At 39.7% G+C, this 26,142-nt stretch carries 22 protein-coding genes and 1 other annotated feature; of the genes, 11 read left to right on the top strand and 11 right to left on the bottom strand.

From position 1 onward, the window contains the following. Nucleotides 1-37 precede the first annotated feature (37 nt). Together AC5WOE_RS02285 and AC5WOE_RS02290 are read right to left on the bottom strand one after the other, a co-directional pair. Complete coding sequence (locus AC5WOE_RS02285) at nucleotides 38-259, bottom strand: helix-turn-helix domain-containing protein (protein WP_496048375.1); 222 nt, start codon at nucleotides 257-259, stop codon at nucleotides 38-40. A 15-nt stretch (nucleotides 260-274) separates the two neighbouring features. Continuing rightward, the gene (locus tag AC5WOE_RS02290; RefSeq protein WP_496048376.1) at nucleotides 275-757 is read right to left on the bottom strand and encodes a DUF2975 domain-containing protein; all 483 of its coding nucleotides are present in this window, start codon (nucleotides 755-757) and stop codon (nucleotides 275-277) included. Between the two features lie 314 nt (nucleotides 758-1,071). Here AC5WOE_RS02290 and AC5WOE_RS02295 point away from each other — a divergent pair, with 314 nt between their 5' ends. After that, nucleotides 1,072-1,302: a hypothetical protein gene (locus tag AC5WOE_RS02295; RefSeq protein ID WP_496051814.1), complete on the top strand. Its 231-nt coding sequence runs from the start codon at nucleotides 1,072-1,074 to the stop codon at nucleotides 1,300-1,302. 72 nt (nucleotides 1,303-1,374) lie between these two features. Here AC5WOE_RS02295 and AC5WOE_RS02300 read toward each other — a convergent pair whose 3' ends face one another. Together AC5WOE_RS02300 and AC5WOE_RS02305 are read right to left on the bottom strand one after the other, a co-directional pair. Then, nucleotides 1,375-2,967, bottom strand: coding sequence for a restriction endonuclease (locus AC5WOE_RS02300; RefSeq protein ID WP_496051815.1), 1,593 nt, complete (start codon nucleotides 2,965-2,967; stop codon nucleotides 1,375-1,377). A gap of 271 nt (nucleotides 2,968-3,238) precedes the next feature. Then, on the bottom strand, nucleotides 3,239-4,354 hold the full coding sequence (locus tag AC5WOE_RS02305; protein ID WP_496048377.1) for an aminopeptidase: 1,116 nt from the start codon (nucleotides 4,352-4,354) through the stop codon (nucleotides 3,239-3,241). 128 nt (nucleotides 4,355-4,482) lie between these two features. On the opposite strand from AC5WOE_RS02305, the gene AC5WOE_RS02310 reads away from it, so the two are divergent. Continuing rightward, nucleotides 4,483-4,980 carry a GAF domain-containing protein gene (locus AC5WOE_RS02310; RefSeq protein ID WP_496051816.1) on the top strand — a complete coding sequence of 166 codons (498 nt, stop codon included), beginning with the start codon at nucleotides 4,483-4,485 and terminating at the stop codon, nucleotides 4,978-4,980. A gap of 26 nt (nucleotides 4,981-5,006) precedes the next feature. Beyond that, nucleotides 5,007-6,272 (top strand): cation:dicarboxylate symporter family transporter, encoded by a 1,266-nt coding sequence (locus tag AC5WOE_RS02315; RefSeq protein WP_496051817.1) that lies wholly within the window; start codon nucleotides 5,007-5,009, stop codon nucleotides 6,270-6,272. A 332-nt stretch (nucleotides 6,273-6,604) separates the two neighbouring features. Here the strand turns inward: AC5WOE_RS02315 and AC5WOE_RS02320 are convergent, their stop codons facing one another. The 3 genes from AC5WOE_RS02320 to AC5WOE_RS02330 all read right to left on the bottom strand — a co-directional run bounded on the left by AC5WOE_RS02320 (nucleotide 6,605) and on the right by AC5WOE_RS02330 (nucleotide 8,185). Continuing rightward, the gene (locus AC5WOE_RS02320) at nucleotides 6,605-7,054 is read right to left on the bottom strand and encodes an NUDIX hydrolase (protein ID WP_496048380.1); all 450 of its coding nucleotides are present in this window, start codon (nucleotides 7,052-7,054) and stop codon (nucleotides 6,605-6,607) included. 15 nt (nucleotides 7,055-7,069) lie between these two features. Continuing rightward, nucleotides 7,070-7,552 carry a PaaI family thioesterase gene (locus tag AC5WOE_RS02325; protein WP_496048381.1) on the bottom strand — a complete coding sequence of 161 codons (483 nt, stop codon included), beginning with the start codon at nucleotides 7,550-7,552 and terminating at the stop codon, nucleotides 7,070-7,072. Between the two features lie 285 nt (nucleotides 7,553-7,837). Next, the gene (locus tag AC5WOE_RS02330; protein ID WP_496048382.1) at nucleotides 7,838-8,185 is read right to left on the bottom strand and encodes a hypothetical protein; all 348 of its coding nucleotides are present in this window, start codon (nucleotides 8,183-8,185) and stop codon (nucleotides 7,838-7,840) included. A gap of 585 nt (nucleotides 8,186-8,770) precedes the next feature. Between AC5WOE_RS02330 and trmB the strand changes: the two genes are divergently transcribed. The 4 genes from trmB to AC5WOE_RS02350 all read left to right on the top strand — a co-directional run bounded on the left by trmB (nucleotide 8,771) and on the right by AC5WOE_RS02350 (nucleotide 13,364). Further along, a complete protein-coding gene (gene trmB, locus AC5WOE_RS02335) occupies nucleotides 8,771-9,427 on the top strand; it encodes a tRNA (guanosine(46)-N7)-methyltransferase TrmB (protein WP_496051818.1) in 657 nt (218 codons plus the stop codon). 369 nt (nucleotides 9,428-9,796) lie between these two features. Further along, nucleotides 9,797-10,399 (top strand): 30S ribosomal protein S4, encoded by a 603-nt coding sequence (gene rpsD / locus AC5WOE_RS02340; protein WP_496048385.1) that lies wholly within the window; start codon nucleotides 9,797-9,799, stop codon nucleotides 10,397-10,399. A gap of 211 nt (nucleotides 10,400-10,610) precedes the next feature. Further along, nucleotides 10,611-11,282 carry an HAD family hydrolase gene (locus AC5WOE_RS02345; RefSeq protein ID WP_496051819.1) on the top strand — a complete coding sequence of 224 codons (672 nt, stop codon included), beginning with the start codon at nucleotides 10,611-10,613 and terminating at the stop codon, nucleotides 11,280-11,282. A 315-nt stretch (nucleotides 11,283-11,597) separates the two neighbouring features. Continuing rightward, nucleotides 11,598-13,364 carry an ABC transporter ATP-binding protein gene (locus AC5WOE_RS02350; protein ID WP_496051820.1) on the top strand — a complete coding sequence of 589 codons (1,767 nt, stop codon included), beginning with the start codon at nucleotides 11,598-11,600 and terminating at the stop codon, nucleotides 13,362-13,364. 135 nt (nucleotides 13,365-13,499) lie between these two features. Here the strand turns inward: AC5WOE_RS02350 and AC5WOE_RS02355 are convergent, their stop codons facing one another. From AC5WOE_RS02355 to AC5WOE_RS02365, 3 genes are all read right to left on the bottom strand, one after another. Next, nucleotides 13,500-14,162, bottom strand: a complete 663-nt coding sequence (locus AC5WOE_RS02355; RefSeq protein WP_496051821.1) for a hypothetical protein — start codon at nucleotides 14,160-14,162, stop codon at nucleotides 13,500-13,502. 141 nt (nucleotides 14,163-14,303) lie between these two features. Beyond that, on the bottom strand, nucleotides 14,304-15,566 hold the full coding sequence (tyrS, locus tag AC5WOE_RS02360) for a tyrosine--tRNA ligase (protein WP_496051822.1): 1,263 nt from the start codon (nucleotides 15,564-15,566) through the stop codon (nucleotides 14,304-14,306). A gap of 25 nt (nucleotides 15,567-15,591) precedes the next feature. Beyond that, entirely contained in the window at nucleotides 15,592-15,741 is a 150-nt protein-coding gene (locus AC5WOE_RS02365; RefSeq protein WP_496048390.1) for a hypothetical protein, read from the bottom strand. 82 nt (nucleotides 15,742-15,823) lie between these two features. Further along, nucleotides 15,824-16,053, bottom strand: a binding site (T-box leader). A 48-nt stretch (nucleotides 16,054-16,101) separates the two neighbouring features. On the opposite strand from AC5WOE_RS02365, the gene AC5WOE_RS02370 reads away from it, so the two are divergent. The 4 genes from AC5WOE_RS02370 (at nucleotide 16,102) to AC5WOE_RS02385 (ending at nucleotide 24,252) form a co-directional block, all read left to right on the top strand. Continuing rightward, on the top strand, nucleotides 16,102-18,561 hold the full coding sequence (locus tag AC5WOE_RS02370; RefSeq protein WP_496048391.1) for a transglycosylase domain-containing protein: 2,460 nt from the start codon (nucleotides 16,102-16,104) through the stop codon (nucleotides 18,559-18,561). Nucleotides 18,562-18,694: 133 nt separating this feature from the next. Beyond that, nucleotides 18,695-21,004 carry a transglycosylase domain-containing protein gene (locus AC5WOE_RS02375; RefSeq protein ID WP_496048392.1) on the top strand — a complete coding sequence of 770 codons (2,310 nt, stop codon included), beginning with the start codon at nucleotides 18,695-18,697 and terminating at the stop codon, nucleotides 21,002-21,004. A 179-nt stretch (nucleotides 21,005-21,183) separates the two neighbouring features. Next, nucleotides 21,184-23,532, top strand: a complete 2,349-nt coding sequence (locus AC5WOE_RS02380) for a transglycosylase domain-containing protein (RefSeq protein ID WP_496051823.1) — start codon at nucleotides 21,184-21,186, stop codon at nucleotides 23,530-23,532. A 147-nt stretch (nucleotides 23,533-23,679) separates the two neighbouring features. Then, nucleotides 23,680-24,252, top strand: coding sequence for a hypothetical protein (locus AC5WOE_RS02385; RefSeq protein ID WP_496051824.1), 573 nt, complete (start codon nucleotides 23,680-23,682; stop codon nucleotides 24,250-24,252). A gap of 85 nt (nucleotides 24,253-24,337) precedes the next feature. On the opposite strand, the gene acsA is transcribed toward AC5WOE_RS02385, so the two are convergent. Then, nucleotides 24,338-26,029 (bottom strand): acetate--CoA ligase, encoded by a 1,692-nt coding sequence (gene acsA / locus AC5WOE_RS02390; protein ID WP_496052036.1) that lies wholly within the window; start codon nucleotides 26,027-26,029, stop codon nucleotides 24,338-24,340. Nucleotides 26,030-26,142: the final 113 nt, after the last annotated feature.

The raw sequence follows: 26,142 nt of genomic DNA on the forward strand, positions 1-26,142 counted from the left end.
TCTTCTTGTCCCATCTCATCTTTTCTATTCCAACATCTTATATCCGGTTTTCTTCCTCTGTTCGGTACTCCAAAATATCTCCAGGTTGACAGTCCAAAGCCTTACATATCGCCTCTAACGTTGTTAATCGAATTGCTTTTGCCTTTCCATTTTTCAATATGGAAAGGTTAGCCATTGTTATTCCCACTCGCTCCGAAAGTTCCGTGACACTCATTTTCCTTTTTGCGAGCATCACATCAATATTGATAATAATCGCCATGTTATTCACCTCAGATCAGACTATTAAATCATTTTCCGCTTTTATATCGATGGCATTTTGTAAAAGTCTTTGGAGTACAGCAGCGAAAACTGCGATAACAATGGAAACAAACATAAAGACCAACCCGATGACGATGAAACCTGGAGCATCATCCATCTCCGCCAGAAGATAAAAGAGCGGCATACCTAGTAAATATAAGATACTGATTGAAATCGCACAGTGTTTTATATTCTTTAATGATCTTACAGATAATTCCGAGAAAGCTTTATTCATATCAATGTAGTTTAAAAGTTTAAAAGCTTGATACAGAGCAATGTAAAAAGGTACCGCAGTGGCATACAAATCGATGAAGACAAGATATTTCATATAAGCCATTTCTGGAAATAATTCTGCTGCAAGATTCGCTATCTTTGGAACCAAAAATATGCACAAAGCAAGGATTGGAATACCTATAAGAATAACTGCCAGCTTTAGAAAAAGAGTAGACCCGCGATTCATGAAAAGCACCTCACTTGTTTGTCGATAAGTTGACTTTACCACTTTATTTATCGTTTTACAATAAAAAAATATCCCATTGGAATATACTATTATCGTTATAGAATCTGTTCGATTCTAAACAAGAGAAAAAGCATTTCTTATGATAAGAAATGCTCTGTATAACTTAAAACTATTTCATTTATTTTTGTGGCGAAAACACCCGTGAATTCATTCGAGGGATGAATCGCCACGGTTTTTGATTTTCTTTTTTGACAAATCCATCCATATTTTGTATATTAGGATTCATTCTAGTCTAGAAAAGAGGTGAGAAATTCATGTATTTCACCATCAAACAACAACTTAAACATCTTTTGAAAGAAGAATATCTGCTTTTGAAAGAATTGTGTCATACTGCTAAAAACCTGTACAACCAAGGTCTATACCAAGTGCGTCAGCATTATTTTCAGGAGAAAAAATATCTGAATTACCAGAAAAACTATCATCTCTTAAAAGGTAGCGAAAGTTATAAGCGGTTGAATAGTAACATGGCACAACACCTGTCGTAAGTTGATCAACTACTGTTTGAAATATCGTAAAGGGAAAGAGAGCCCCCAAAGCTGCACAGTTTTAAACCTACATCATTTCGATGGTCTAATGGTAACATCATACCCATGCTTTTGAAATAAAGCTATTAATTCATTTCCACTGATGAGTTTGAAAGGTTTATCCGCAACAAATTTACGTGAATCATTACCAAAATAACTGGTTGTCACCAAGATCCCCTTGATTGCTCCTTCGTGTTGAACAACACCGAATAAATCACGTACGGATGAGGAAGGAACAACATTGTTGTATCTTTTAGCCTGAATAACTATTTTTCCACCTCTAATAGGATCAGGGTCAAATATTACTGCATCCACTCCCCAATCTCGACTGGATTGTGTAACTTTCACTTCTGCTCCTTCATGTGAAAATTCCCTTGAAAATAATTCTGCAATGAGATGCTCAAAATCTTTCCAATCCATGGATGCTAAATTTGTCTCGGAATTTATAGAGGCTAATATCTCTTTGGATTCTACAAATCGGGGATCTTCACGATTTAACTCCATAATTGGCTGTATTGGGGCTAACGCAGATAATGGACCAGCAGATAATCCTTTTAGTTTTCTAAAACATTCCTTCGGTTCGACTCGACGTAAATTATAAGATTCAAATTCGGTACGTTCAGCCCGACAACTTAAAATACAAGATTCAAAATCGTTTCCAGTTTCTTTGTCAATCCCTCTTACCCAACCATTAAAAATCACAGTTTTGCACTGTGAGATATAAATCGAATGAAATACACTATGTATCGTACGTAAGCAGATTTGATATAGGACATTTTCATAGAAATTGTTAAATTCCGCTTTCTTCATTGGTATAGGTTCAATCTGTTTTCTAACAGCTACAAACTTATGTGATTTCGTATTAGAAATTTGCTCAAGATTAGGCAATTGACAGGTTATTTGAATCGTTTCGAGTTGAGGGTCAAATATTACTTCTAACTTGTCCAATTTTAACTCTTTCGGATATTTCGCTTTTGTTAATAACAGCTTTGTAAATTTTTCAACAGCTGCTTTATCTCCCGATTCAAAATCCTTTTTAAACTGTTCTATATCTTTGTTATGACTAAGAATTTCATTTTCATATTTACTTTTCTTTTTTTCATACTTCGCTTTTTCAGATTCTAATCTTTTTTTGTAGTTTTGCAATTCCTTTTCATAAGTATTCTCAGCTTCTATTACCCTTTTCTTATATATCTCCTCTTTTTCCTTTTCTTTTTTCAAGCGCTGTTGTTTAAAAAACGGGATTAATTCCAACCACTGATATTTATTTGGTATTACCTCTTTGGTAACTTCTTTTTTTATTGGAGGTTTCTCAAGAAAAGTAAATAAGGAATAAGGACGTTTTTCTTTTTTTAAATCTGACCATTTTAATCTGTCATCCAAAGAATTTATTAAAATATTATTAAATTCTTTTATTAGTTCCAGCGTTTTCTTTGAATCCCGTTCTGCCTGTTCCTTCATAACTTCAATACGATCTCGTTCACGCTGTCTTTTTTCTTGATCTTCCCATTTCTTTAATTGTTCCTTAACTTTCATTGTCAATTCGGATGAACTAGTGGCCTTAATTTCCTTCTGTTTATTAAGATAAGAATTGGTTATTATTTTTGAGTAGACATACTTACTCATGATTTCCTCCTCTTTTGGTGATGATTCTATTTTATCACTAAATTCATTAATATTTAAATAAATACATAAATCAAAAAATAATTCCAACTTTATATACTTTCACAAACGGGTAAAAACATGAATCTTCATCATGTACATGAAGCTATAAATTAAATGCATAACTTCTACAATGAGAGAACTCCAAAAAAACAGGCAACCGTCACCAATTGCAAAAGGTAACGATCGCCATTATTTTTAACTATCTACTCCATAGACTAGAACTATAATTTTCCTACTTCAAATTCTCCGGATTTAGTGCCTTCAGATCATCTACAACAAACAATCCATCTTTGCGGATCAATTCCCCATCAAAGTAAATTTCTCCACCACCGTATTCTGGACGTTGAATGCAGACCAAATCCCAGTGAATCGCCGAGCGGTTGGAATTGTCTGCTTCTTCGTATGCTTGACCCGGGGTAAAGTGGAAGCTGCCATTGATCTTCTCATCAAATAAAATATCGCGCATTGGATGGTTAATATTTGGGTTAACTGCAAGGCTAAACTCCCCAATGTATCTCGCACCTTCATCGGTATCAAAGATTTGATTGATCTTCTCCGAATTATTGGCAGTAGCGTTGATGATTTTGCCATTTTTAAATTCCAGTTTTACATTGTCAAATAAGAATCCATTGTAGATGGTTGGTGCGTTGTATTGGACTGTCCCGTTCACAGAGTTTTTCACTGGAGCTGTGAAAACTTCTCCGTCTGGAACATTGTGTTCCCCAGCGCAACTGATGACAGGAATCCCTTTGATGGAAAACTGCAAGTCTGTTCCTGGGCCTTTGATATGTACATGATCAGCTTTTTCCATTCTAGCTACTAATGGACGCATCGCTTTTTCCATTTTGACATAATCAACATTGCAAACATCAAAGAAATACTTCGTAAAGCCTTCTGTACTCATGTTGGCAAGTTGTGCCATAGAGCCTGAAGGATAACGAAGTACTACCCATTTTGTATTGTTCACCCGTTCTTCGGTATGGACTGCATGGGAGTATGTACGGCTGTATTGGCTCATCAAATCGTCTGGAACATCGCTATATTCACTGATGTTTTCGCTTCCACGAATACCGATATAGCAATCCATTTTTTGCATCTGTTCCAATCCGATTTGGGTCCAGAAATCCAAGTGATCTGAATTTGTACCCAGTAATAGACTACGGTGTACAAGTTGATCTGTTAATTGTACAAAGGGAAGTCCTTTGGCTTTATATACTTCTTGCACCAATGCAACAGCTAGTTCTTTATCTTGGCCGAATAAATCGATCATTACCTTTTCTCCTGGTTGTACTCTACAGGAGTGATTGACCAAAATATGAGCTAAGGTAGACACACGCTCATTTACCATAATTAAGAAACCCCTTTTCCAAATTAAGATTCACAGGTAGAATAGGTAAGGTAATACAATACCATCCATTTTATCAGAAAAAGTGTTTCGCGGGGTAAAGAAAAATAAAAAATTAGGGGGATACATAAATGTTTCACGTTCAGCAACCAACTGGCACCAAAGAAGAACAATATACATCCATGATCAAACAACTGAAATCCCTTTTGGAAGATGAGCGGGATTGGTTAGCAAATATGTCTAACACGGCAAGCTTTTTAGCGAATGCGCTCCACGAGATAAATTGGGTTGGGTTTTATGTTATGAAACAAAATGAGTTGGTATTGGGACCATTCATGGGAAAACCTGCTTGTGTACGCATCGCTGTTGGAAAAGGAGTTTGTGGAACAGCAGTCGCTGAAAAGCAAACGCAAGTCGTAGCAGATGTTCACCAGTTTCCCGGACATATCGCTTGCGATGCAGATTCCCGTTCCGAAATCGTGATCCCTCTTGTCGTCGGAAACAACGTGATCGGTGTACTAGATATTGATAGTCCTGTTTTAAATCGCTTTGAATCCGTTGATAAAACATACCTTGAACAGCTTGCTGCCGTTTTGATGGAAGCAACCGACTGGAAACCGCTTTTATAAGACCTTGGTTTTAGGAAGGAGAATTTATGAAAAAAATTAGCTTAGCTTATCAAATTTTAATAGGTCTGGTGTTAGGAGTCATCATAGGCGCCGTCTTTTATGGTAACCCAAAAGTAGTTACCTACTTGCAGCCGATTGGTGATATTTTTCTTCATCTTATAAAAATGATTGTTATTCCTATTGTAGTATCTACACTGGTCGTTGGTGTAGCAGGAACAGGAAGCTTTAAAAAGTTAGGGAAATTAGGCGGAAAAACGCTTCTTTACTTTGAAATTATAACAACGGTAGCCATTTTAATTGGATTACTTGTTGCAAACGTTTTCCAACCAGGTCATGGTGTTCAGATGCAGCACTTACAAAAAAGTGATATTGGTTCATATGTATCAACAGCCAAAACACAAGAGAGCCATAGTTTTGTGGATACTCTCGTCAATATTGTACCCACCAATATCGTAGAATCCCTCGTAAAAGGCGATATGCTCGCTATCATTTTCTTTTCTATTATGCTAGGTCTTGGGATCGCTGCGATTGGAGAAAAAGGGAAACCCGTTTTGGCAATATTCCAAGGAATCTCGGAAGCAATGTTTTGGGTTACCAATCAGGTGATGAAGTTTGCCCCATTTGGTGTTTTTGCGCTCATCGGAGTTACGATATCGAAGTTTGGTATCCATTCCCTCATTCCGCTTGGCAAACTCGCGATAAGTGTATATGGGGCAATGATATTCTTTATCATCGTCATCTTCGGATTGGTAGCCAAAATGGTTGGAGTGAACATCTTCCATCCGATCCGGATTTTAAAAGACGAACTCATTCTCGCTTACTCTACCTCAAGTTCGGAAACCGTTCTCCCGAAAATCATGGAGAAGATGGAGAAGTTTGGCTGCTCTAAAACAGTGACTTCTTTTGTTATTCCGACGGGATATTCCTTTAATCTCGATGGTTCCACCCTTTATCAAGCATTAGCTGCACTGTTTATCGCACAAATGTATGGAATCGATATGCCCATCAGCAAACAGATTATGCTTGTACTTGTCTTGATGCTCACCTCAAAAGGAATCGCCGGTGTACCTGGGGTATCTTTCGTCGTCTTGCTGGCTACGCTCGGTTCTGTAGGAATCCCAATGGAAGGACTTGCCTTTATTGCAGGTATCGACCGGATTTTAGATATGGCTCGCACTGTTGTGAATGTCGTTGGAAACTCTCTTGCTACTGTTGTGATTTCCAAATGGGAAAAGCAGTATGATTCGGAAAAAGGGAAAGAATATCTGCAATCTTTAAAAAGTGCAGTGTAAAAAATTACAATTATTATTTTCGTGAATAGTACTCTATAATAAAAGCATAAGTAATAGGCTCGATTAGGTAGGTTACGTGAAGCCCGACGCTGATGCTGTGAAGAAACTCGATGAAGACCGATGTGAGTGCCCCAAACCCGGGTGTACCTGCCAAAGCGCGATTCCTAAACCTGGAATGACATGTTCGGACTGCAAGGATGGCTCCCACTTTAGCTTCGGAAAGCGACCGTACTAGTCGGGACTAGTGCTTGGGTGATCCGATCGGCAACGATCCGGATCACCCGCCCGCTATTATCCCTATATAGTAAAAGCATGGCAGATGCCATGCTTTTTTATCTTTCTATTAATATATTATTTTCTGTCCCGCGATAAGCCAGATACATGCGATAAGCCCTTCTCATTTCTTCTTTCATCCACTCTGGAAAAGGTTCATCTGCTAATTTTTTCATTTCTACCCAGCGAAAATCATCATGTTCAGGGCTTAATTCGATTTCTCCGATCGGATTACAACAAGCAAATTTCATGATAACCAAATGTTTTTCATCCATGATCTCATCATAGATATATGCTGGGGAAATTACTTTTATAGAGAGTCCGGTCTCTTCTTTCACTTCTCTTGCAAGCGCATCCATTATTTGCTCTCCTGGTTCTAAACCGCCACCAGGAAAATCCCAACCGTGTGATTGCCGATCTTTTCGTTCTTTTTTAGAACGAGTTAGGATCAGTACCTTATCTTGATCGAAAATAATCGCCTTTGGTGCAATCTTGACTGGCTTCTTCACTTTTTCACCTGCCTTTTAATTCAGACGGAAAAAGGTAGAACTTGCAGTTGCGATTATTTTACCCTGCTCATCTTTTACCTTGCTTTCCATCGTAATAATGGTCTTTCCTTTTTTTACAAACTTGGTATAAGCATAGAGCCAGCCTTCTTTTCCTGGTGAGAGAAAATGTACCTGCAAGTCAATAGTGACCGCGCTTGTCTCTAATCCCAGTGCTTGAACTGCTGTTGCTCCCATCGCTGTATCAATAAACGTCGCGGTAATACCACCATGCAAGATCTTATATCGATTTTTTAATTCATCTGTTACACACATCCGATGGATGTATGCATCTTCCTCTTCGTCATACTTCATAAATTGGAAATTCATCATTTCTTCAATATAAGCAAGGGGACTTACTCTTGTGCGTTTTAGAGCCTGGACTAATTTGTGAATGGTATTGATTTCTACTTCTGATAGATCTCGAATTTCAGCTTCTAGTTTCTCAAGTGTCATATTCATCGTCCTTCATCTTTGTCTCGTCTTTATTATAGTTTTTTTCCGTCCACTCTACACCCCATCTATAGATATGTTGTTTAATTTAGAATATATAAAATATTATTTTTAGAAATGGTGCAGAAATCTACATCCATCAAAAAAGGCATCCCCTCTAGAAGATACCCTAAATCAATCAAAGCCAAAATACTTTTTGCAGTTCATTTATTTGATTTATATGTGAGATACCGATGGCCGCCGATGCTTGGAATCTCCGAGCATCGGCGGGTTGTGCACAGGGTGGTTCCCCACTTACTTTTCGTGGAGATCCTTATCGAGCGACGTCCGCGGCTGTGTCTGCTGACCGAGCGATGACTTCGTCACGCTCTCGTCGAACGAAGGCCGAGTCACCTGACGGGACACGAGCCTCTTCGCCGCCGGCTTCTTCCTCCTCGTGCCGCCGAAAAACGAGCGGAGAACGAAGTAGCCGATGCAGACGATGAAGAGGAGGACACCGATGAAGAGCAGCCAGTCGAGCCACTGCACTCCGGTGGAGGATGGTGCACAGCTCCCACCATCGAAGTCATCGAAGTCGATGCCTCCGCTCCCGTGGCGGCGCCTGCTCGCGAGCACCATCTGCATGGCGATCGAGTGAACCATGTTCTTCCCCTGTCACTAGGTTGCGTACTTCTAGTATAGCGATTTTCTCCTAGTAAAGATAGAACTAGGGGGAATGAAATGAAAATTTATGTACAAAAGAAAATTTCAATAATTTGAACATTCCATGAAATAACACAAATCTGGTATAATAAATAAAAAAAGTCGGCTCCCTCCCAAAAGTAAGGGTTTACGTCATGAATAACCTCTTTCTCGGTCCTGTTCTTGTTCTGATTGGACTGTACACCTATCTGCTCTTCTTCGATAAGCTTCTCCGTGCCGGCCGTCCTCAACCCTGGCACGTGACTGAAACAGAGAGACGTTCGACAGATAAGCGTGTCCGTGTATACACGGTCTTGGGTTATAGCGGTATGACGATCACACCAATCGGTGTCACTCTGACGGTGCTGGGTCTCTCTCAACTTCTTGGGTAGCTCTGACTTCGGAGCTGGCAGTCGGTGGATTCTCCTTCCAAATTGGAAAATACCACCGACCCACTTTCATACTCCTATTTCACTCTTTTTCCCCCTAATTTTCACGCCTTCTGCTATAATAATGCTTATTTCAAAAATGGAGCGATTAGCAGATATGCGTTTACGTAGAAACCCCAAAGCAATCGAGTTATTGACCACTCATTCCTTAAGTGTAACTGACTACGAAGATCAAAAAGGAAGCTGGAAGAAAATCTTCCAAAATCCCCATCCTATCTATGTCGAACTTGGTACTGGAAAAGGACAATTTTTAGCAAAAGCATCTACTGCGTATCCAGAGATCAACTGGATAGGTGTAGAAAAAATTCAAGAACCTCTCTTATTAGCAGCACGAAAAGGTGAAGAAACAGCAAATGAAAATGTCCGTTACTTATGGCTAGACATTGTGAAAATCCAAGAAGCATTTGCACCTGGAGAAATAGATCGGTTTTATCTTCATTTTAGTGATCCATGGCCAAAAACAAGACATTATAAACGTCGCTTGACTTACCGAGATTTTTTGGAAGTTTATAAAACACTTCTTTCTCCAACAGGTGACCTTATTTTAAAAACAGACAGCGATAATTTGTATCAGTTTTCCATAAACGAGCTTCAAGAAAACGGATGGAATGTCATCGAACAGAGCGACGATTTACATCATAGCCAGTGGGCAGAAACGAATATAACGACCGAATATGAGGAAAAGTTCGCAGGTCTTGGGATGCAGATTTATTATTTGAAGGCAGTTCCTAGCAGAAAAAACGCTAATGAATAAAGAAACCCAATTGAAAAAGTCCTCTGAAAAATCACCTCTCCACTATCAAGAATTTGAATACATGGAATTTTTATTGGAAAAAGCAAAAAGAACAACAGAAACTATTGGTAATCCGGAAAAGTAGTTTTATCTCTTGTACTCCGAACCTATATCTTGTATAATATTTGCTTGTATGGCTCTAGAAATATCCCTCCTATGGGAAAATGAGGATAGCACGCAAACGATAGGTGAAGGGATCACCCTCACTGGTTCGCCCTATTGGATATAGGTACCTGCTCTTACCGCCGCTATCCGGATGAGTATGGTAAGCATAAGCGGATCAGCCCCTGTCATTTGCAGAAAAACGCAAATGAAAAGGAGTTTTACAATATGGCACGTTATACTGGCCCAACTTGGAAATTGAGCCGTCGTCTTGGCATTTCACTATCTGGAACGGGGAAAGAATTATCTCGTCGTCCATATGCTCCAGGACAACACGGCCCAAACCAACGTAAAAAATTAAGTGAGTACGGCATCCAGCTTCAAGAGAAACAAAAACTGCGTTTGATGTACGGTATGAACGAAAAGCAGTTCCGTAACTTGTTTGTTCGTTCTGGTAAGATTAAAGGGATTCACGGGGAAAACTTTATGAAGTTGCTCGAATCTCGTTTGGACAACCTTGTTTTCCGTCTTGGTCTTGCACGTACCCGTGCACAAGCTCGCCAATTGGTTGTACATGGTCATGTAACCGTTAATGGAAAAAAAGTCGACCGTCCAGCATACCATGTAGCACTTGGCGATGTAATCAGTCTTCGCGAAAAAAGCCGCAATTTAACTATTGTAAAAGACGCTTTAGAAGACCGTACGTTTACACCAGAATATGTTTCTTTTGATCCAAACAAACTAGAAGGTACTTTTACCCGTCTACCTGATCGTTCTGAATTACCAGCTGAAATCAACGAAACCCTTATCGTAGAGTTCTACTCTCGTTAATCGTTTCTTGCAAAAACTCCTCTTTTCGAGGAGTTTTTTTGTATAACAAAATAAATAATTCTCTTCTTGAAACAAGTAAAAGGTTTGTTTGGGAAAATTCTTGTGCATAATAATTAAATTGATCGAGTCTTGTAAATAAATGTATTTTTCATCGACCAATAGGATCAACTTTGCTATAATATATTTGGCATACCTGAACGGAAGGAAATAAATGCCTTATCTCAGTCTTACAAGAGAGCAATATCAAAACTGGAGATACCCCACAATCAACACATTCAAAAGAATTCAACAAGACATTGAGTGTGTACTCTGGGATTTTGATATTCCTATCGCTCACATGTTTGCTGGCTTGCCTGCTCCATCTGTTGCTCAGTTTCTAAGAGACTATCTATGGGAACGGCAACTGGATCAGGTAGAAGATCGAACAGACAATGATCCTCATGCCATTTATCGCAGGGGAAAGAAGTTCTATAAGACCCATCGTGATACCTATTTTGAACTAGAAAAAAAGCTGACCGAAAAGGAATGTGAAGCAGCACGACTATCCAGACCCACACCTGACGCACAAGAAGTAATTGCTGCACTAGACAAAAAGGGAATCCAACAAGCAATCGCGACCAATAACTCTCCAAAAGCTGTAGGGATCTACTTGGAAGAAGCAGGTCTAACTCAATACTTCCATGGAGACATTTTTGGTCGAGAAGATCCTTACCCCGGATTTCTCAAGCCCAGTCCATTTATGCTTGTAAAAGCAATCGATCTGCTTGACGTATCTCCGGAAAGAACCCTGATGATCGGAGATTCGGTTACAGATTACCTAGCAGCTGAAAAAGCGAATGTCCGCTTCCTCGGCTTCACCTACACACCTGATAAATGTGCTTAGCTTCATGAAGCAGGCGCAGAAGTTGTAGTCAGCACATATAAACCTTGGCTACAACTACTCGGTCATTAGACACACCTGTCCTGAAGGACTGCTCCAGCCCTAGATTGGAATGATTTTCCAAATGTGGGCTCCAAACATAAAATCAAAGAAAACCTCTCTATCCTTTCTTTTTCTCCCTTATCCACAAGATAATTCTCTTGACTACTTCTCTGCACACACGTCTTTACTTGTGATACAAACCATAATTCGCTGTTCATTTTCCGTTCATAAAGAAGCATTACAATAGAACCACATTAGGACGTTGGAGGGAAAAACGTGAAGCAAACAGATACACCCCCCAAATCAAAAACACAGTGGAAAAAGTTTTTGGATTTGGTTCAATTTCAGAAGTTACCAAAATCGTTAATTGCCCTTGTACTCGGATTATCTTTGCTTTCTACCATTGCTGGTCTTGTCGTGCCTTGGTTTACCAAAGATGCCGTAAACGTGATGACAGCTGGTTCTTTAACTATATCCACCGTGCTCCTGCTTGTTGGAGCTATCTTAATCCAAGCGGTGATGTCCAGCTTTGCTACTTATAATTTGGCCTATCTAGGTGGTTTGGTGGTTTCCAACCTACGGAAAAAGATTTGGGCGAAAACATTGACCTTACCTATTTCCTACTTTGACAAAAATCACTCTGGGGAAACCGTCAGTCGAATTAATAACGATACAACGATTGTTCGAGATCTGATCTCCAACCAATTAGTATCGATGTTTAGCGGAGTTGTGTCCTTAGTTGGCTCTCTATGTATCCTCTTTTATTTGGATTGGTCCATGACACTGGTGATGTTGATTGCGGTCCCGATCATTGTATTTGTTATGCGGCCTATCGGAATGAAAATGAGGGGAATATCCAAAGGAATCCAAGAAAAAACAGCAGTTTTCACCAGTTTACTAACCCAAGTAGTCTCGGAAATCCGCTTAGTAAAAGCGTATAGCGCTGAACCCGTAGAACGAAAACAAGGCGAAGAAGAGATCGATCGATTATTTCAATATGGTTTAAAAGAATCACGTTTAACCTCTATTTTGCAGCCATTATCAGGTCTTATTATGATGTCCATGCTGGTCCTCATCATCGGTTATGGCGGGATGCGAGTCGCATCTGGAGAACTAACAGCAGGGGAATTAGTTGCTTTTATTCTGTATCTCTTCCAAATTCTCATGCCTGTCACCATGATGACCCAGTTTTTTATAGGGCTGCAAAAAGCAATGGGAGCTACAGAACGCATCTCAGAAATCTTGGAATATGAAGGCGAAACAGATGTACAACATGAAAAAGCTACAGCGGTTAATCCACAGTTACCTATTACCATTGAAAATGTATCTTTTGCATATGAAGGCAAAGATACCATTCTCCACAATCTGAATTTCCAGATTGAACCGGGAAAAGTTACTGCCCTCGTGGGTCCCAGCGGAAGTGGGAAGACAACATTTTTTGCGTTGATGGAACGTTTTTATTCTCCAACCAGCGGTGTAATTCGCCTAGGAGACCATTCGATCCACGAATTCAGCCTTCGAGATTGGCGCACTGCCATCAGTTATGTTTCACAAGAAAGCCCGCTTCTCGCTGGGACAATCCGCGATAATATTTGTTACGCGATGTCAAGAGAAGTAACGGAAGAGGAATTACTCAGGGCAGCAAAGTTAGCCTATGCAGATGAGTTTATTTTGAACTTACCAGACGGATTTGAAACAGAGGTTGGAGAACGAGGAATGAAGCTTTCAGGCGGACAGCGGCAACGCATCGCTATTGCCAGAGCAATCTTACATGATCCAAAAATTTTGATGCTGGATGAAGCAACTTCTAACTTGGACTCCGCATCAGAGCAAGTGGTTCAAGAAGCACTGCAAAACTTAATGAAAGACCGGACAACACTTGTCATCGCTCACCGCTTATCCACAGTAGTGGACGCAGATAAAATTGTAATATTAGAAAAAGGAAAATTAACCGGAGCCGGCACCCATGAACAATTGCTACAGAGCAATAAACTCTATCAACAATTGGTTCAACAACAGTTTAAGGTGGAACTAGCAGGTTAATGAATACAAGAAGGTGCTTTATTGACAAAAGCGCCTTCTTTTTATGTATATCCATTTTTTTGTTGTTAAAAGCGCGACGCCCGACTACTCACTCTTCTTGAGTGAGCAGCCGGGCGCGAGACTAGTTGCCTAGCCTCAGTGCGTCAGCTTCATCACGTTGGCAAGGAAGTCAGGCTCAGGCACCCTGACGACCAACTCCAGGTCGTAGCCATCGCGCTTTGTCGTCTTGATGGTCGTGAGGCTGAGGACATCCTCCTCCTCGTAGTTCTTCACGACCGCGCCGCTGGAATTCACGATGTTGAGGTCGCTTCCTGCGGTGTACTCGAACGAGTTCTTGCAGTGGATCGCCACCTTACAGCGCTTGCCACCTTCTAGCGATCGAGAGTCATAGGTCATCTTTCCCTCGATGGCACCACAGATCTTCGACAGCGGGCTCTCTTCGGTGACCAGAGCAGACTTGTAGTCGCTGGAGGTGTCCACCGGTTCCCACTCGTTCGGGAACGAGTCCGTCACCTCTGTGACCAACTCAATCTTGTAGCCATCAATCGACAGCAGCTTGATGACATCAACGGTGACGAAGTCGGCTCCCTTGAACACCTTCACCATCTGTGTGTAGGGGTCCACGACGTGGAGATCGCTTCCCGCGATGTAGGTGAACTTGATCGGGGTGTAGATCCTCACACTGCGCCGGAAGACATTCTTCTTCGAAGAGATGTCCCGTTCCTTTTCGATCTCACCGAAGATGACAGACCGGTCATCGGAGTCGGCGGGACGGATGATGGAGTGAATGGAACCCATGAGGTCCTTCTTCCTTGGTTGATTGCTGACACTTATTGTAAGCATACCATCTTGGTCATAGGAACACATTATCATTTTTCTATTTATTCATTTTCCTAGTCAAAAAAAGCCACCTTACTAAAGGTGACTTGGTGTTCATGATTAACCTAATTCCGCCAAGAAGTACTTCTTCTTCCCTCTGCGGATTACCAAAAATTTATCATCAATTGCTTTTAGGGTATTTACTAAAACGCTTGTGTCTGTTACTCTTTCATCGTTGACAGTCACTGCTCCATTTTGCATAAATTCTCGTGCTTCTCGTTTCGATTTTGCTGCTCCTACTTTTATCAAAACATCAACCAGTGGAATTTCGTTTTCTTGGATCAACGCAGATGGAACATCTTGAAAACCTTCCGCAATCTCAGAGCTACTTAGCATACTCACTTTTCCTTGGAACAATGCAGCAGTAATATTTTGGCTGCTTAAAAGTGCTTGTTCTCCATGGACGAGTTTTGTCATTTCTTCTGCTAATGCACGCTGTGCTTGGCGTTTTTCTGGTGCAGTTTTTACTGCCTCTGTCAATTCTTCGATTTGATCTTTGGTTAAAAAGGTAAAATATTTGAGGTATTTGATAACATCTGCGTCATCGGTATTTAACCAAAACTGATAGAATAAATATGGAGATGTCTTCTCTGGATCTAACCATACTGCTCCGCCTTCGGTCTTTCCAAACTTCGTGCCATCACTTTTGGTGACCAATGGAATGGTCAGACCAAACAAATCATCTGATTTGCTTCCAGTTTTGCGGATTAACTCTGTGCCAGCAGTGATATTTCCCCACTGATCACTGCCACCAACTTGAAGCTCGCATCCATATCGACGATGTAATTCTAAGTAATCGAATGCTTGCAAAATCATGTAGCTAAACTCTGTAAAAGAAATTCCTTTTTCAAGTCGTGAATTCACCGATTCTTTTGCTAACATGTAATTGAGCGGGAAATGCTTCCCTATATCTCGTAAGAATGGAATCAATTCTAACTCACCCAGCCAATCGTAATTGTTCACCAATAGAGCTGGATTTTCTGTCATCTCAAAATCAAGGAATCGAGACAGTTGTGAGCGAATGCTATCAGAGTAACTCTGTACGACTTCATTGGTGTTCAATGTCCGCTCTGATGCTTTACCACTTGGATCTCCAATGAGTCCCGTTCCACCGCCCACTAATGCAATCGGCTGATGCCCATACTGCTGAAAACGGCGGAGCGTGAGAATAGGAAGCAAATGTCCAATATGCAAACTATCTGCTGTAGGATCAAATCCGGCGTATAAGATGATAGGTTTTTGCTCTAGTCGTTGGTCCAGTTTCTCTTGATCGGTAGTTTGATAGATCAATCCTCTGTAAGCTAAATCTTCTAGTAAACGCATTGTTAAGTTCACTCCTTGTGAAAGATTACTTCCTAATTTCAGCAGGTACTTGTTGCTGTTTTTGCTTCTCAGCAAATAGCTCTGTAATAGGAATTGCTTCACCGCGTTTATATTTTTTGGTGAGCAATAATTTGGATAACGCATCTGCAAGTGTTACTTTTTTTGGGTCTGACAACTGTATCACACTCCTTTTTTGGAGATTTTTAGTGAAGTAACCAAGCCATACAAGTGGAGAATATAAAAAAACTCCATCCCTAAAAAGGGACGGAGCTATGCCCGCGGTACCACCCTTGTTGAAAACCAAAAGTTCTCCACTCGAATAAGATATAACGGGTCTCCCGTGCGTTTAAACGCAAAGCTTCCTAAGTGTAATTTGATCCGATGTGTTCGACTGGTTCGCACCTAACAAAACGAAAAACATTTTGTTTTCCACCAGCTCTCTGAACGATACAAACATGGGACTACTCGCTTAGTTCAACACTTATTGTTTTCAAATTATGATATAATATTACCTTATCGCCAGGGAGGTATCAAGGTGAATCTACAAAAATGGATAAAGAAACCCCATGTAGACACCAGTCAAATTGTACGTTGGAGTATACGAACAGTAATTACTATTGTAATCCTTACATTGACAATAGCAGCAATTGTGATTGGTGCAGGGGCTGGTATCGTCTCTGCTGTTGTAAAAGATGAGAAAGTTCGAACCAAGCAAGACTTTGACAAGGAACTAAACAATTTATTTCAAACCAGTTATGCTTACTTCCAAAACACAGATAAAAAGGGAAAGCCAGTAGCAATTGGGGCACTGCGTTTTGATAATGATCGAGGTATGATCAAAAAAGTCAGTGATGTAACTCCTTATTTGGTCAATGCATTCATCTCTGTAGAAGATAGAGATTTCTATACGCACAAAGGAGTTGTTCCTCGATCTATCATCCGTGCCGCTTTCCAACAAGCCGTTGGCAGTGAGGTCACTACTGGCGGTAGTACACTAACTCAGCAATTGGTCAAAAATATCGTACTAAAAAACCGAAAAAAAGATATTGAACGAAAAGCGAATGAAATTGTTTTAGCGCTTCGCATGGAACAGATGTATAGCAAAGATGAAATTCTCGTCTACTATATGAACAGCGTCTTTTTTGGGAAAGGTGCAAACGGCCGGAAGATGTATGGTGTTCAAGCCGCTGCAAAAGGACTTTTTAACAAAACTCCGAAAGAGCTCAATCTCGCTCAAGCTGCATACATAGCTGGTATGGTTCAACGACCAAATGCATTGAATCCGCTTGATGAAGATCCAAAAAATTATAAGCGTGGCATGAAACGATTAAAGCTAGTATTAACCGAAATGCTTCAAAATAAAAAAATCACCAAAACACAATACGATGAAGCCATTCATTTCAACATCAAAAAATCACTCGCCAAACCTTCTGATTTTGATAATGGTTATGAGAAATACCCATTCATCATGTTTGCAATGGAAGATGAAGCAGCAGAGACTTTGATGGAAATGGATAACCTCAACATAGAACAACTCAGCAAAGAAGGGAAATATCGTTCTACTTTAGAGGAATATAAAAAGAAAGCTGTTACTGGAGGTTATCGCTTCTATACAACGATTGATGAAGGACTCTATAATGCCGTTAATAAAGCAGCAACAAAAGGACTGGAATTCAACAATCGTAAGTATGGTGGAAAAGAAACACATGAACAGCTCGGGGCAACCATTATCAATAACAAGACTGGTGCTGTCTTAGCGTTTGTTTCGGGAACAGAGTCGTTTGATGATAACCAAAAAGATCACGCTCTGCAAGTACAAAGACAGCCAGGCTCTTCCATCAAACCGCTGCTTGTTTATGGGCCAGCGATTGAAGAAGGAGTCGTATCGCCTCACTCGCAAATACTCGATGAACCTATTATGAAAAGTGACGGTTCTGGCTATTACAAAAATGCAAATGGAAGTTATAAGGGATTTGTAACCGTTCAAGATGCATTAAAATGGTCCTATAACATTCCTGCTATCAAAACATTTAACGCCTTAGGACATCAAAAAGGATTTAATTACTTGAAGGAATTAAATCTACCTCCTTCTCCTAAAGACGGAGAAGCCGCAGCTATCGGCGGGGCAACAAATGGTTACACCGTGGAAAAAATGACTGCTGCCTTCTCTACTTTTGCAAATGAAGGCTTGTACAACAAACCTTATATGATTTCTAAAGTAACAGATGCTGATGGAAAAGTGTTATTTGAAAGAAAGCAAAATTCAAGACGAGTCTTCTCACCGCAAACAGCTTATCAAATGACGGGCATCTTAAAAACGGTTCTCAGTGGAACGGCAGCTTACATCGGAGCACAGATTCCTTCAGGTTATGAAGTAGCAGGCAAAACAGGTACCACTTCAGATGAAAAAGATTTATGGTTTATAGGATATACTCCTGAAGTAACAATCGGGGTATGGAGTGGTTACGACTATAACTTCCCTATGGATTCAAATGATAAGTTTTCTAAAAAAGCATGGATCAACATTTTTAATGCTGCAATTGAACAAGCAGCGGATATCATTCCGAGAGGAACAGATTTCGTTAACCCTGGGGATATAGGGCCAGAAAAATGCGGATTTGAATGTGACAAAAAGAAAAGTTATGAGGATGCAAATAAATCAAAAGGAAAAGCGAAAGAGAAAAAGAAAAATGATCACAAATCATCCGAATCTACTAAACCATCTACTCCTTCCACTCCTCCGCCAAGCAAAGATGAAGATGATGGCGATAAGCCTCCCAACTCAGATGGTGGCAGTTCAGGTGATGGATCAAACGGAGGAGATTCGAACGGCGGTTCCTCAAATGGTTCTAATGGAGGATCAACCACTAATAATGGGGGATCATCCAACGGTAGCAGTAATGGTAGTGAGACTAGTAATAACAACGGTGGTTCAAGTAATTCGGGTGGTTCTCCAACAGATGGAGGAAACAACTCTCCTGTGATAAATAATTAAAAAGCCCCTTATACGGGCTTTTCTTCTTGGGTATATTTACCTTCGCGAAGAAAACATTGTCACAAGAAATCTATAAACTTATTTCAAACCTGCTGTGTTATAATTCGTACATATGAGGAGGGAAATCGGAGAAATGCAAGAGCAAAATAATATACCGGTGAACACCAAGAAAAAGCGGAGTAAAAAGAAAATCATCTTGGTTACACTTTATGTAATAGTAACCCTCGTTTTAGTTGCGGCAGTTGCAATTTTTGGCGTTGGGTCTGGAATTGTGTCAGCGTACACAAAAAGCGAAAAAATCCGTACCAAGAAAGATTTTGATGAAGACTTACATGGTTGGTCAGAAACAAGCTATGCTTATTTTCGAGATGCCACTACAGGACAACCCAAACTAATCGGTGCGATGCACAATGAAAAAGACCGTGTACTCGTTCGTAAATTGTCAGATGTGGATCAAAATTTGTTAGATGCTATATTGTCTACCGAAGACAGACAATTTTACTCTCACAATGGGATTGTACCAAGTTCCATCTTACGGGCAGTCATGCAGCAAGTAACCGGTAGTGAAGTAACAACAGGTGGTAGTACCTTAACACAACAATTGGTCAAAAACGAAATATTAGGAGACAGACACAAATCCTTAGAGCGCAAAGCATTAGAAATTGTAAATGCCTTGAGACTAGAAAAGTATTATTCAAAAGAAGACATTTTTGTGAGTTATCTTAACAGTGTTTATTTTGGCAAAGGTGCAAATGGTAAACACATGTATGGAGCAATGGCAGCTGCCCGCGGACTTTTTAACAAAGACATCAAAGACTTGACCCTTCCAGAAGCAGCTTACATTGCTGGAATGTGTCAACGTCCTAATGCATACAATCCCTTTTCTACAAATGATGAAAAGAAACAAAAACAAAATATCAAACTTGGTAAAAAACGCATGAAGCTCGTACTTGACAACATGGTAGTCAACGGGAAAATTACCGCTCAACAACGAGATGAAGCTGCTAAATATGACATCACGAAATCATTTGCCAAACCAAGTGATTTTAAAAATGCTTATGCAACCTATCCTTTTGTCATTTCTGCCATTGAAAGTGAAGCGATCAAAGACTTGCAAGAAATGGATAAAAAATATCATCCTGACGAAGCAAAAGAAAGATCTTATAAGTATTACAGCGATAAAGTGCGCGTTGGGGGATTAAAAATCTACTCTACAGTGGACCAAGCACTTTACGATAATATGAATAAATCGGTAAAAAATCTTGATTTTCCTCGTCGTAAAATCAATGGAAAGTTGATTCGAGAACAAATTGGCGCTGTGATGATAGAAAACAAGTCAGGAAATGTGCTTTCCTTCTTTTCTGGTACAGACTTTGATGAAAACCAAAAGGACCATGCTTTTGATGCTCAGAACCAACCAGGCTCCTCTATGAAGCCACTCTTATCATATGGACCTGCCATTAACGAAGGTGTTATCTCACCGAATTCGATTATCGTCGACGAACCGATAAAGAAAGAATACAGCTCTCAATATTATAAAAACGACGGCGGAAATTTCCATGGTGCAGTAACTGCTACAAAAGCATTGCAGTTCTCATACAATATTCCTGCAATCAAGGTTTTCCGGGCAACCGAAGACAAATTAGGCGGCAGACAAAAAGTCTTTGATTATATACGTGCAATTGGAATGCCTCCAAATGAAAAAGATGGAGAAGCACTTGTACTCGGTGGAGCTACATACGGGTATACAGTGGAACAAATGACTGGTGGATATTCCATGATTGCAAACGGAGGAAAATTCAATAAGCCGCACTTAATTTCTAAAATTACGGACTCGCAAGGAAATGTTATTTATGACTATGCAAAAGAAAATGCACCAAAAGAAGTATTTACACCACAGACTGCTTATCAATTGACAGGGATGTTAAAACAAGTAGTAAGAAATGGTACAGCAGAAGGATTTATTGGACAAATATCTGGATATAATATCGCTGGTAAAACAGGGACAACATCCAGCCAATATGATCTATGGTTTGTTGGATACACTCCTGAAGTATCTATGGGTGTTTGGTCTGGTTATGATTACAACAAAAAGGGTGACCATGATTTAGCAAAAACAGCATGGGTGAAACTGTTTAAAGCAGCAGCATCTACTAATCCAACGCTGATACCAAAAGGGACTGATTTCCAAGACCCTGGCGGCTCGTCCGATGATAAGTGCTTTGAATGTAATCGCCAAGCTCCTGATACCTCTAATTCCAATAACGGACAACAGACACAAGGGCAACAACAAGAACAGCAGCAGCAACCAAGTACCAATGCAGGTGCCGACACACAGTCAAATACGAATGCTGGGCAATCCGATACCACTAATAACAATCAATCAACACAAAATCAAAATGGTATTCTCCCTGGCACGATTGATAAACGTAAAGAAAATTAATCATTCATCGAAAAACCCGCTTCTTCTCTATTGGAAGAGCGGGTTTTTCGATTTGATGAACATCTATCATGCTAGATTTGCATTTCTATTTCATAATAAAATCGTCACAAGAATCTATAAATTTCACCAATACCTCCTATGATATAATTCTTACATACATGAGGAGGGAAATTAAAGAAATGCAGGAACAATATAATAGAAAAGTGCCTCCCAAGAAACAAAAAAAGAAGAAAATATTCTTGGTGACACTTTATAGCATACTAACTTTTTTCCTAGTTGTTGCCGTTGCTGTACTAGGAGTAGGAGCCGGTATCGTATCAGCTTATACAAAAAATGAAAAAGTTCGAACGAAAAAAGATTTTGACGAAGACTTAAATGGTTGGTCTGAAACGAGTTATGCTTACTTCCGCGACGCTACTACAGGAAAACCGAAACTAATTGGAGCCATGAACAACGAGAAAGACCGAGTTTTAGTCAGAAAACCAAGTGATGTAAGCCCTAATTTACTCAATGCATTATTTTCAACTGAAGATAGACAATTCTATACCCATGATGGTGTTGTACCAACAGCTGTATTACGCGCTGCCATTCAACAAGCTATGGGAAGTGAGGTAGTCACTGGCGGTAGCACCTTAACTCAACAACTAGTAAAAAACGAAATCTTAGGAAATCGCGAGCGATCTTTAGAACGTAAATCCCTAGAAATTGTAAATGCTCTACGCTTGGAGAAATATTATAAAAAAGACGAGATTTTAGTGAAATATCTCAATAGTGTTTATTTTTTTAAAGGCGCCAATGGGAAACATATGTATGGTGTGATGGCCGCAGCACGAGGACTTTTTAATAAAGATGCAAAGGATTTGACTCTTCCAGAGGCAGCTTATATAGCTGGAATGGTTCAGCAGCCTATCAAATACAATCCTTTCTCCACTGATCCAGAGATACAAAAAGCAAAAATTAAACGTGGCATGAAACGCATGAAAATGGTTTTAGATTACATGGTTGCCAATGGGAAAATTACTCCTGCTCAACGAGATGAAGCTGCTAAATATGACATTACGAAATCTCTTGCCAGGCCGAGCGATTTTAGAAATGCATACGAAACTTATCCTTTCATTATCTCTGCTGTAGAAAGCGAAGCAATCAAAGTCTTGCAAGAAATGGATAAAAAATACCATCCAGAAGAAGCAAAAGATAGACCTTATAAGTACTACAGTGATAAAGTACGCGGCGGTGGTCTAAAGATATATTCTACTGTTGATCAAGCACTCTATGAGAGTATGAATAAATCAGTGAAGAATATAGACTTCCCTCAACGAAAAATCAATGGTGTTTTGGTTCGGGAACAAATTGGTTCTGTAATGATAGAAAACAAAACCGGCTCTGTCCTTTCATTCTTTGCAGGAACAGATTTTGAAGAAAACCAAAAAGACCATGCCTTTGACGCACAAAACCAACCTGGTTCTTCGATGAAACCACTGTTAGCTTATGGACCTGCGATTAATGAAGGTATTCTATCTCCAGACTCAATTATTGTAGATGAACCCATCAATAAAGAATTCAGCTCAGCAGTATATAAAAATGCGAATGGAAAATACAGTGGTCCTGTTACTGCTACTCGAGCATTGCAGTTTTCCTATAATATACCTGCAATCAAAGCATTTCGAGCGACTGTCGATAAATTGGGAAGTAAACAAAAAGTATTTGATTACATAAGAAAGATGGGCATGCCACCCAATAAAAAAGATGGAGAAGCGCTAGTTCTAGGTGGTGCTACATATGGTTACACGGTGGAACAGATGACTGGTGCTTATGCCATGATTGCGAATCATGGAAAATTTAATAAGCCTCACTTGATCCAAAAAATTACTGATTCCCAAGGTAAAGTTATTTATGACTATGCAAAAGAAAATGAAACAAAAGAAGTATTTACTCCACAGACTTCTTACCAATTAACAGGGATGTTGAAAAAAGTAGTACAAGGAGGAACAGCGGAAGGATTTATTGGTCAGATTAAAGGATATAGTATCGCTGGAAAAACAGGTACGACCACAAGCGAATATGATTTATGGTTTGTAGGCTATACTCCAGAAATATCTTTAGGTGTATGGTCTGGATACGACTACAATAAAAAAGGCGATCATGATCTAGCGAAAACTGCATGGGTGAAGCTATTTAAAGCAGCAGCAGCTACTAATCCTAGCCTAATACGAAAAGGCTCTGACTTTCAAGATCCTGGTGGTTCATTTGGAAATAAATGTTTTGAATGTAACCGTCAAGTTCCAGAACAATCAGAATCAGATGATAACCAAGAATCTCAAAAAGATGAACAGAAAAAGAAAGACAAAAAGCAGAAAAACGGAGAAGAGCAGCAGCCTAATAAAAATACAGGTATTGTTCCTCCAAAGGATTCAAAGCACAAAAAACAGGAAGAATCTTCCGATAACGAATCAAATAATACCTCTCCTGATAACAATGGACTATTTTCAAATAAACCAAATAAATCAGAAGAGAATGCATCCGGGTAATACAAAAACTCACTTCTTACAAGTAGAAGTGAGTTTTTATTTTGAGAAATAGGTATAAAAACTAGATAAAATAACCACTCCAAATCTCAACAATTTCATATGATAACTAATAAATCAGTTATTTTATATAAGGTAGGTGTAGTTTGAATGACTTGGAGAAAAAGAATTCATAAGAATAAAAAATCTTATAAAAGACCAGTGAGAAAAGAGAATCGAGTTCTCGAAAATAAAGCAGAAACCGAAAATAAAGGAGAGATTACCATCGATCTGTATGGTGCAGGAATAATAAAAACCAGTCAACTTCCGCTAACCATAAGTTATAAGGATGAGGATACGGAAAAAGAAATCAAAATATCCGCTTTAGAGGAAGAACAGGAAGAAAAGCTACTCACTATTGCATCTGATGATGATGACGACGACGATGATGATGACGACGATGATGACGACGATGACGATGACGATGACGATGATGACGATGATGACGACGATGATGATGACGATGATGATGACGATGATGATGACAATCGTGTTTCTGGCGACGACTGTGATGACGATGATGACGATGACGATGACGATGACGACGATGATGACAGTGATGATCACCACCACAAACATCACCATAAACATCATCACCATAAACACCATCACCACAAACATCACAAACATCACAAGCATCATCACGATGATGACGATGATGACGATGATAAAATCGAAGAGTAATAATAGAATAGAATCAAAAATTACTATAAAAATCTATCTTCAAAATATTTCTAAAGCCATTCATCAAAAGATGAATGGCTTTTTACTAATCTTCTAGTGTAGATAAATCACCTGTTGGAAGTCCAAGTTCCCATGCTTTCAACACCCGCCGCATAATTTTCCCACTACGCGTTTTAGGTAATTTATCTTTAAATTCAATCTCACGAGGTGCAGCATGTGCCGCCAGACCACTTTTAACGAAAGCAGCAATTTCTTGTTTTAACTCTTCTGATGGAATATAGCCATCACGAAGAGCGATAAAAGCTTTGATGATCTGACCACGTAATTCATCTGGCTTACCAATCACACCTGCTTCTGCAACTGCTGGGTGCTCTACCAATTTGCTTTCTACTTCAAATGGTCCAACTCGCTCCCCCGATGTATTGATAACATCATCATCTCGTCCTTGGAACCAAAAGTATCCATCTTCATCTTGGTAAGCGGTATCCCCTGAATAATACCATCCGGGAATCCGAAAATATTCTTTATACTTTTCCGGATTATTCCAAATGGTTCGCATCATAGACGGCCAAGGAGTTTTTACTGCCAAGTGGCCCATTGTATTTGGCGGCAATTCATTTCCATTATCATCAATGATCGCAGCATGAACACCAGGAATTGGGCGTCCCATCGAACCTGGTCGGATTTCCATTTGTGGATAATTGGCAATTACTATTCCACCTGTTTCTGTCATCCACCAAGTATCGTGAATCCGTCTATTATACACTTTTAATCCCCAACGAATTACTTCTGGATTCAGTGGTTCTCCTACACTCATAATATGTCGAACTTTACTTAGATCGTATTTTTCTACCACTTCATCTCCCGCAGCCATCAACATGCGAAAAGCTGTAGGAGCACTATACCAAACAGTTACCTGATTAGATTCTAAAGTTTGATACCAATCGTCTGGACTAAAACGTCCTCCACGGATAACATTGGTGACCCCATGAAGCCATGGCGCAAAAATCCCATAGGAGGTACCTGTAACCCAACCAGGATCAGCAGTACACCAGTATATATCATCTTCTCTAAGATCAAGTACATATTTTCCTGTTTGATAGTGTTGAATCATCGCATGATGAACATGCAAAACTCCTTTTGGTTTTCCCGTGGAGCCAGAAGTATAATGAATAATCATCGGGTGTTCCAAATCTACCCATTCTATCGAAAAATCCGAAGATTGACCTGCCACACCTTTTTCATAAGAGTGGTGACCTAACGATTCATTATCTTCCCCGCCTACCAAAATAATTTTCTTTAGGTGAGGGAGTTCCGCAACAGGAACACGCTTTAATAGTTCTGGTGTTGTAACAAGTGCTACTGCTTCACTATTATCCAAACGATCCTGCACAGCAGCAGTCATAAATGCTTCAAATAACGGACCAACAATCGCACCCACTTTTAAAACTCCAAAAAAACTGGCATAAAACTCTGGAGTTCGTGGCAAAAAGATAAATACACGATCTTCTTGTTGAATATGTAAGCGTTTTAAAAAATTAGCAAATCGATTAGAATTTTTTCTTAATTCTTCATACGTAATATTTTCTTGACGTACTGGGTCACTATAAGAAAGGGCGACTTTACTCCCTCTGCCTTCTGCTACGTGTCGATCCACACACTCATAGGCGACATTCACTTTACCTGTTTGATGCCAACTAAATACTTTTTCTACATCAAACCACTGAAATAGTTCTTTTTCTTTATCATAATCCAGTAGATTATTTCCTGTTGTCATAGGTTTAATAGATGCAAGATGTTCCAAAAAAAATCGCCTCCTTACATCCATGATATAGGAAAAACCAGCTTCTATCCAGATGTAAGAATGAGAAGCTGGTTTTTTCTTTTGTA

This window comes from Shimazuella sp. NTD248 (genome assembly GCF_059510395.1).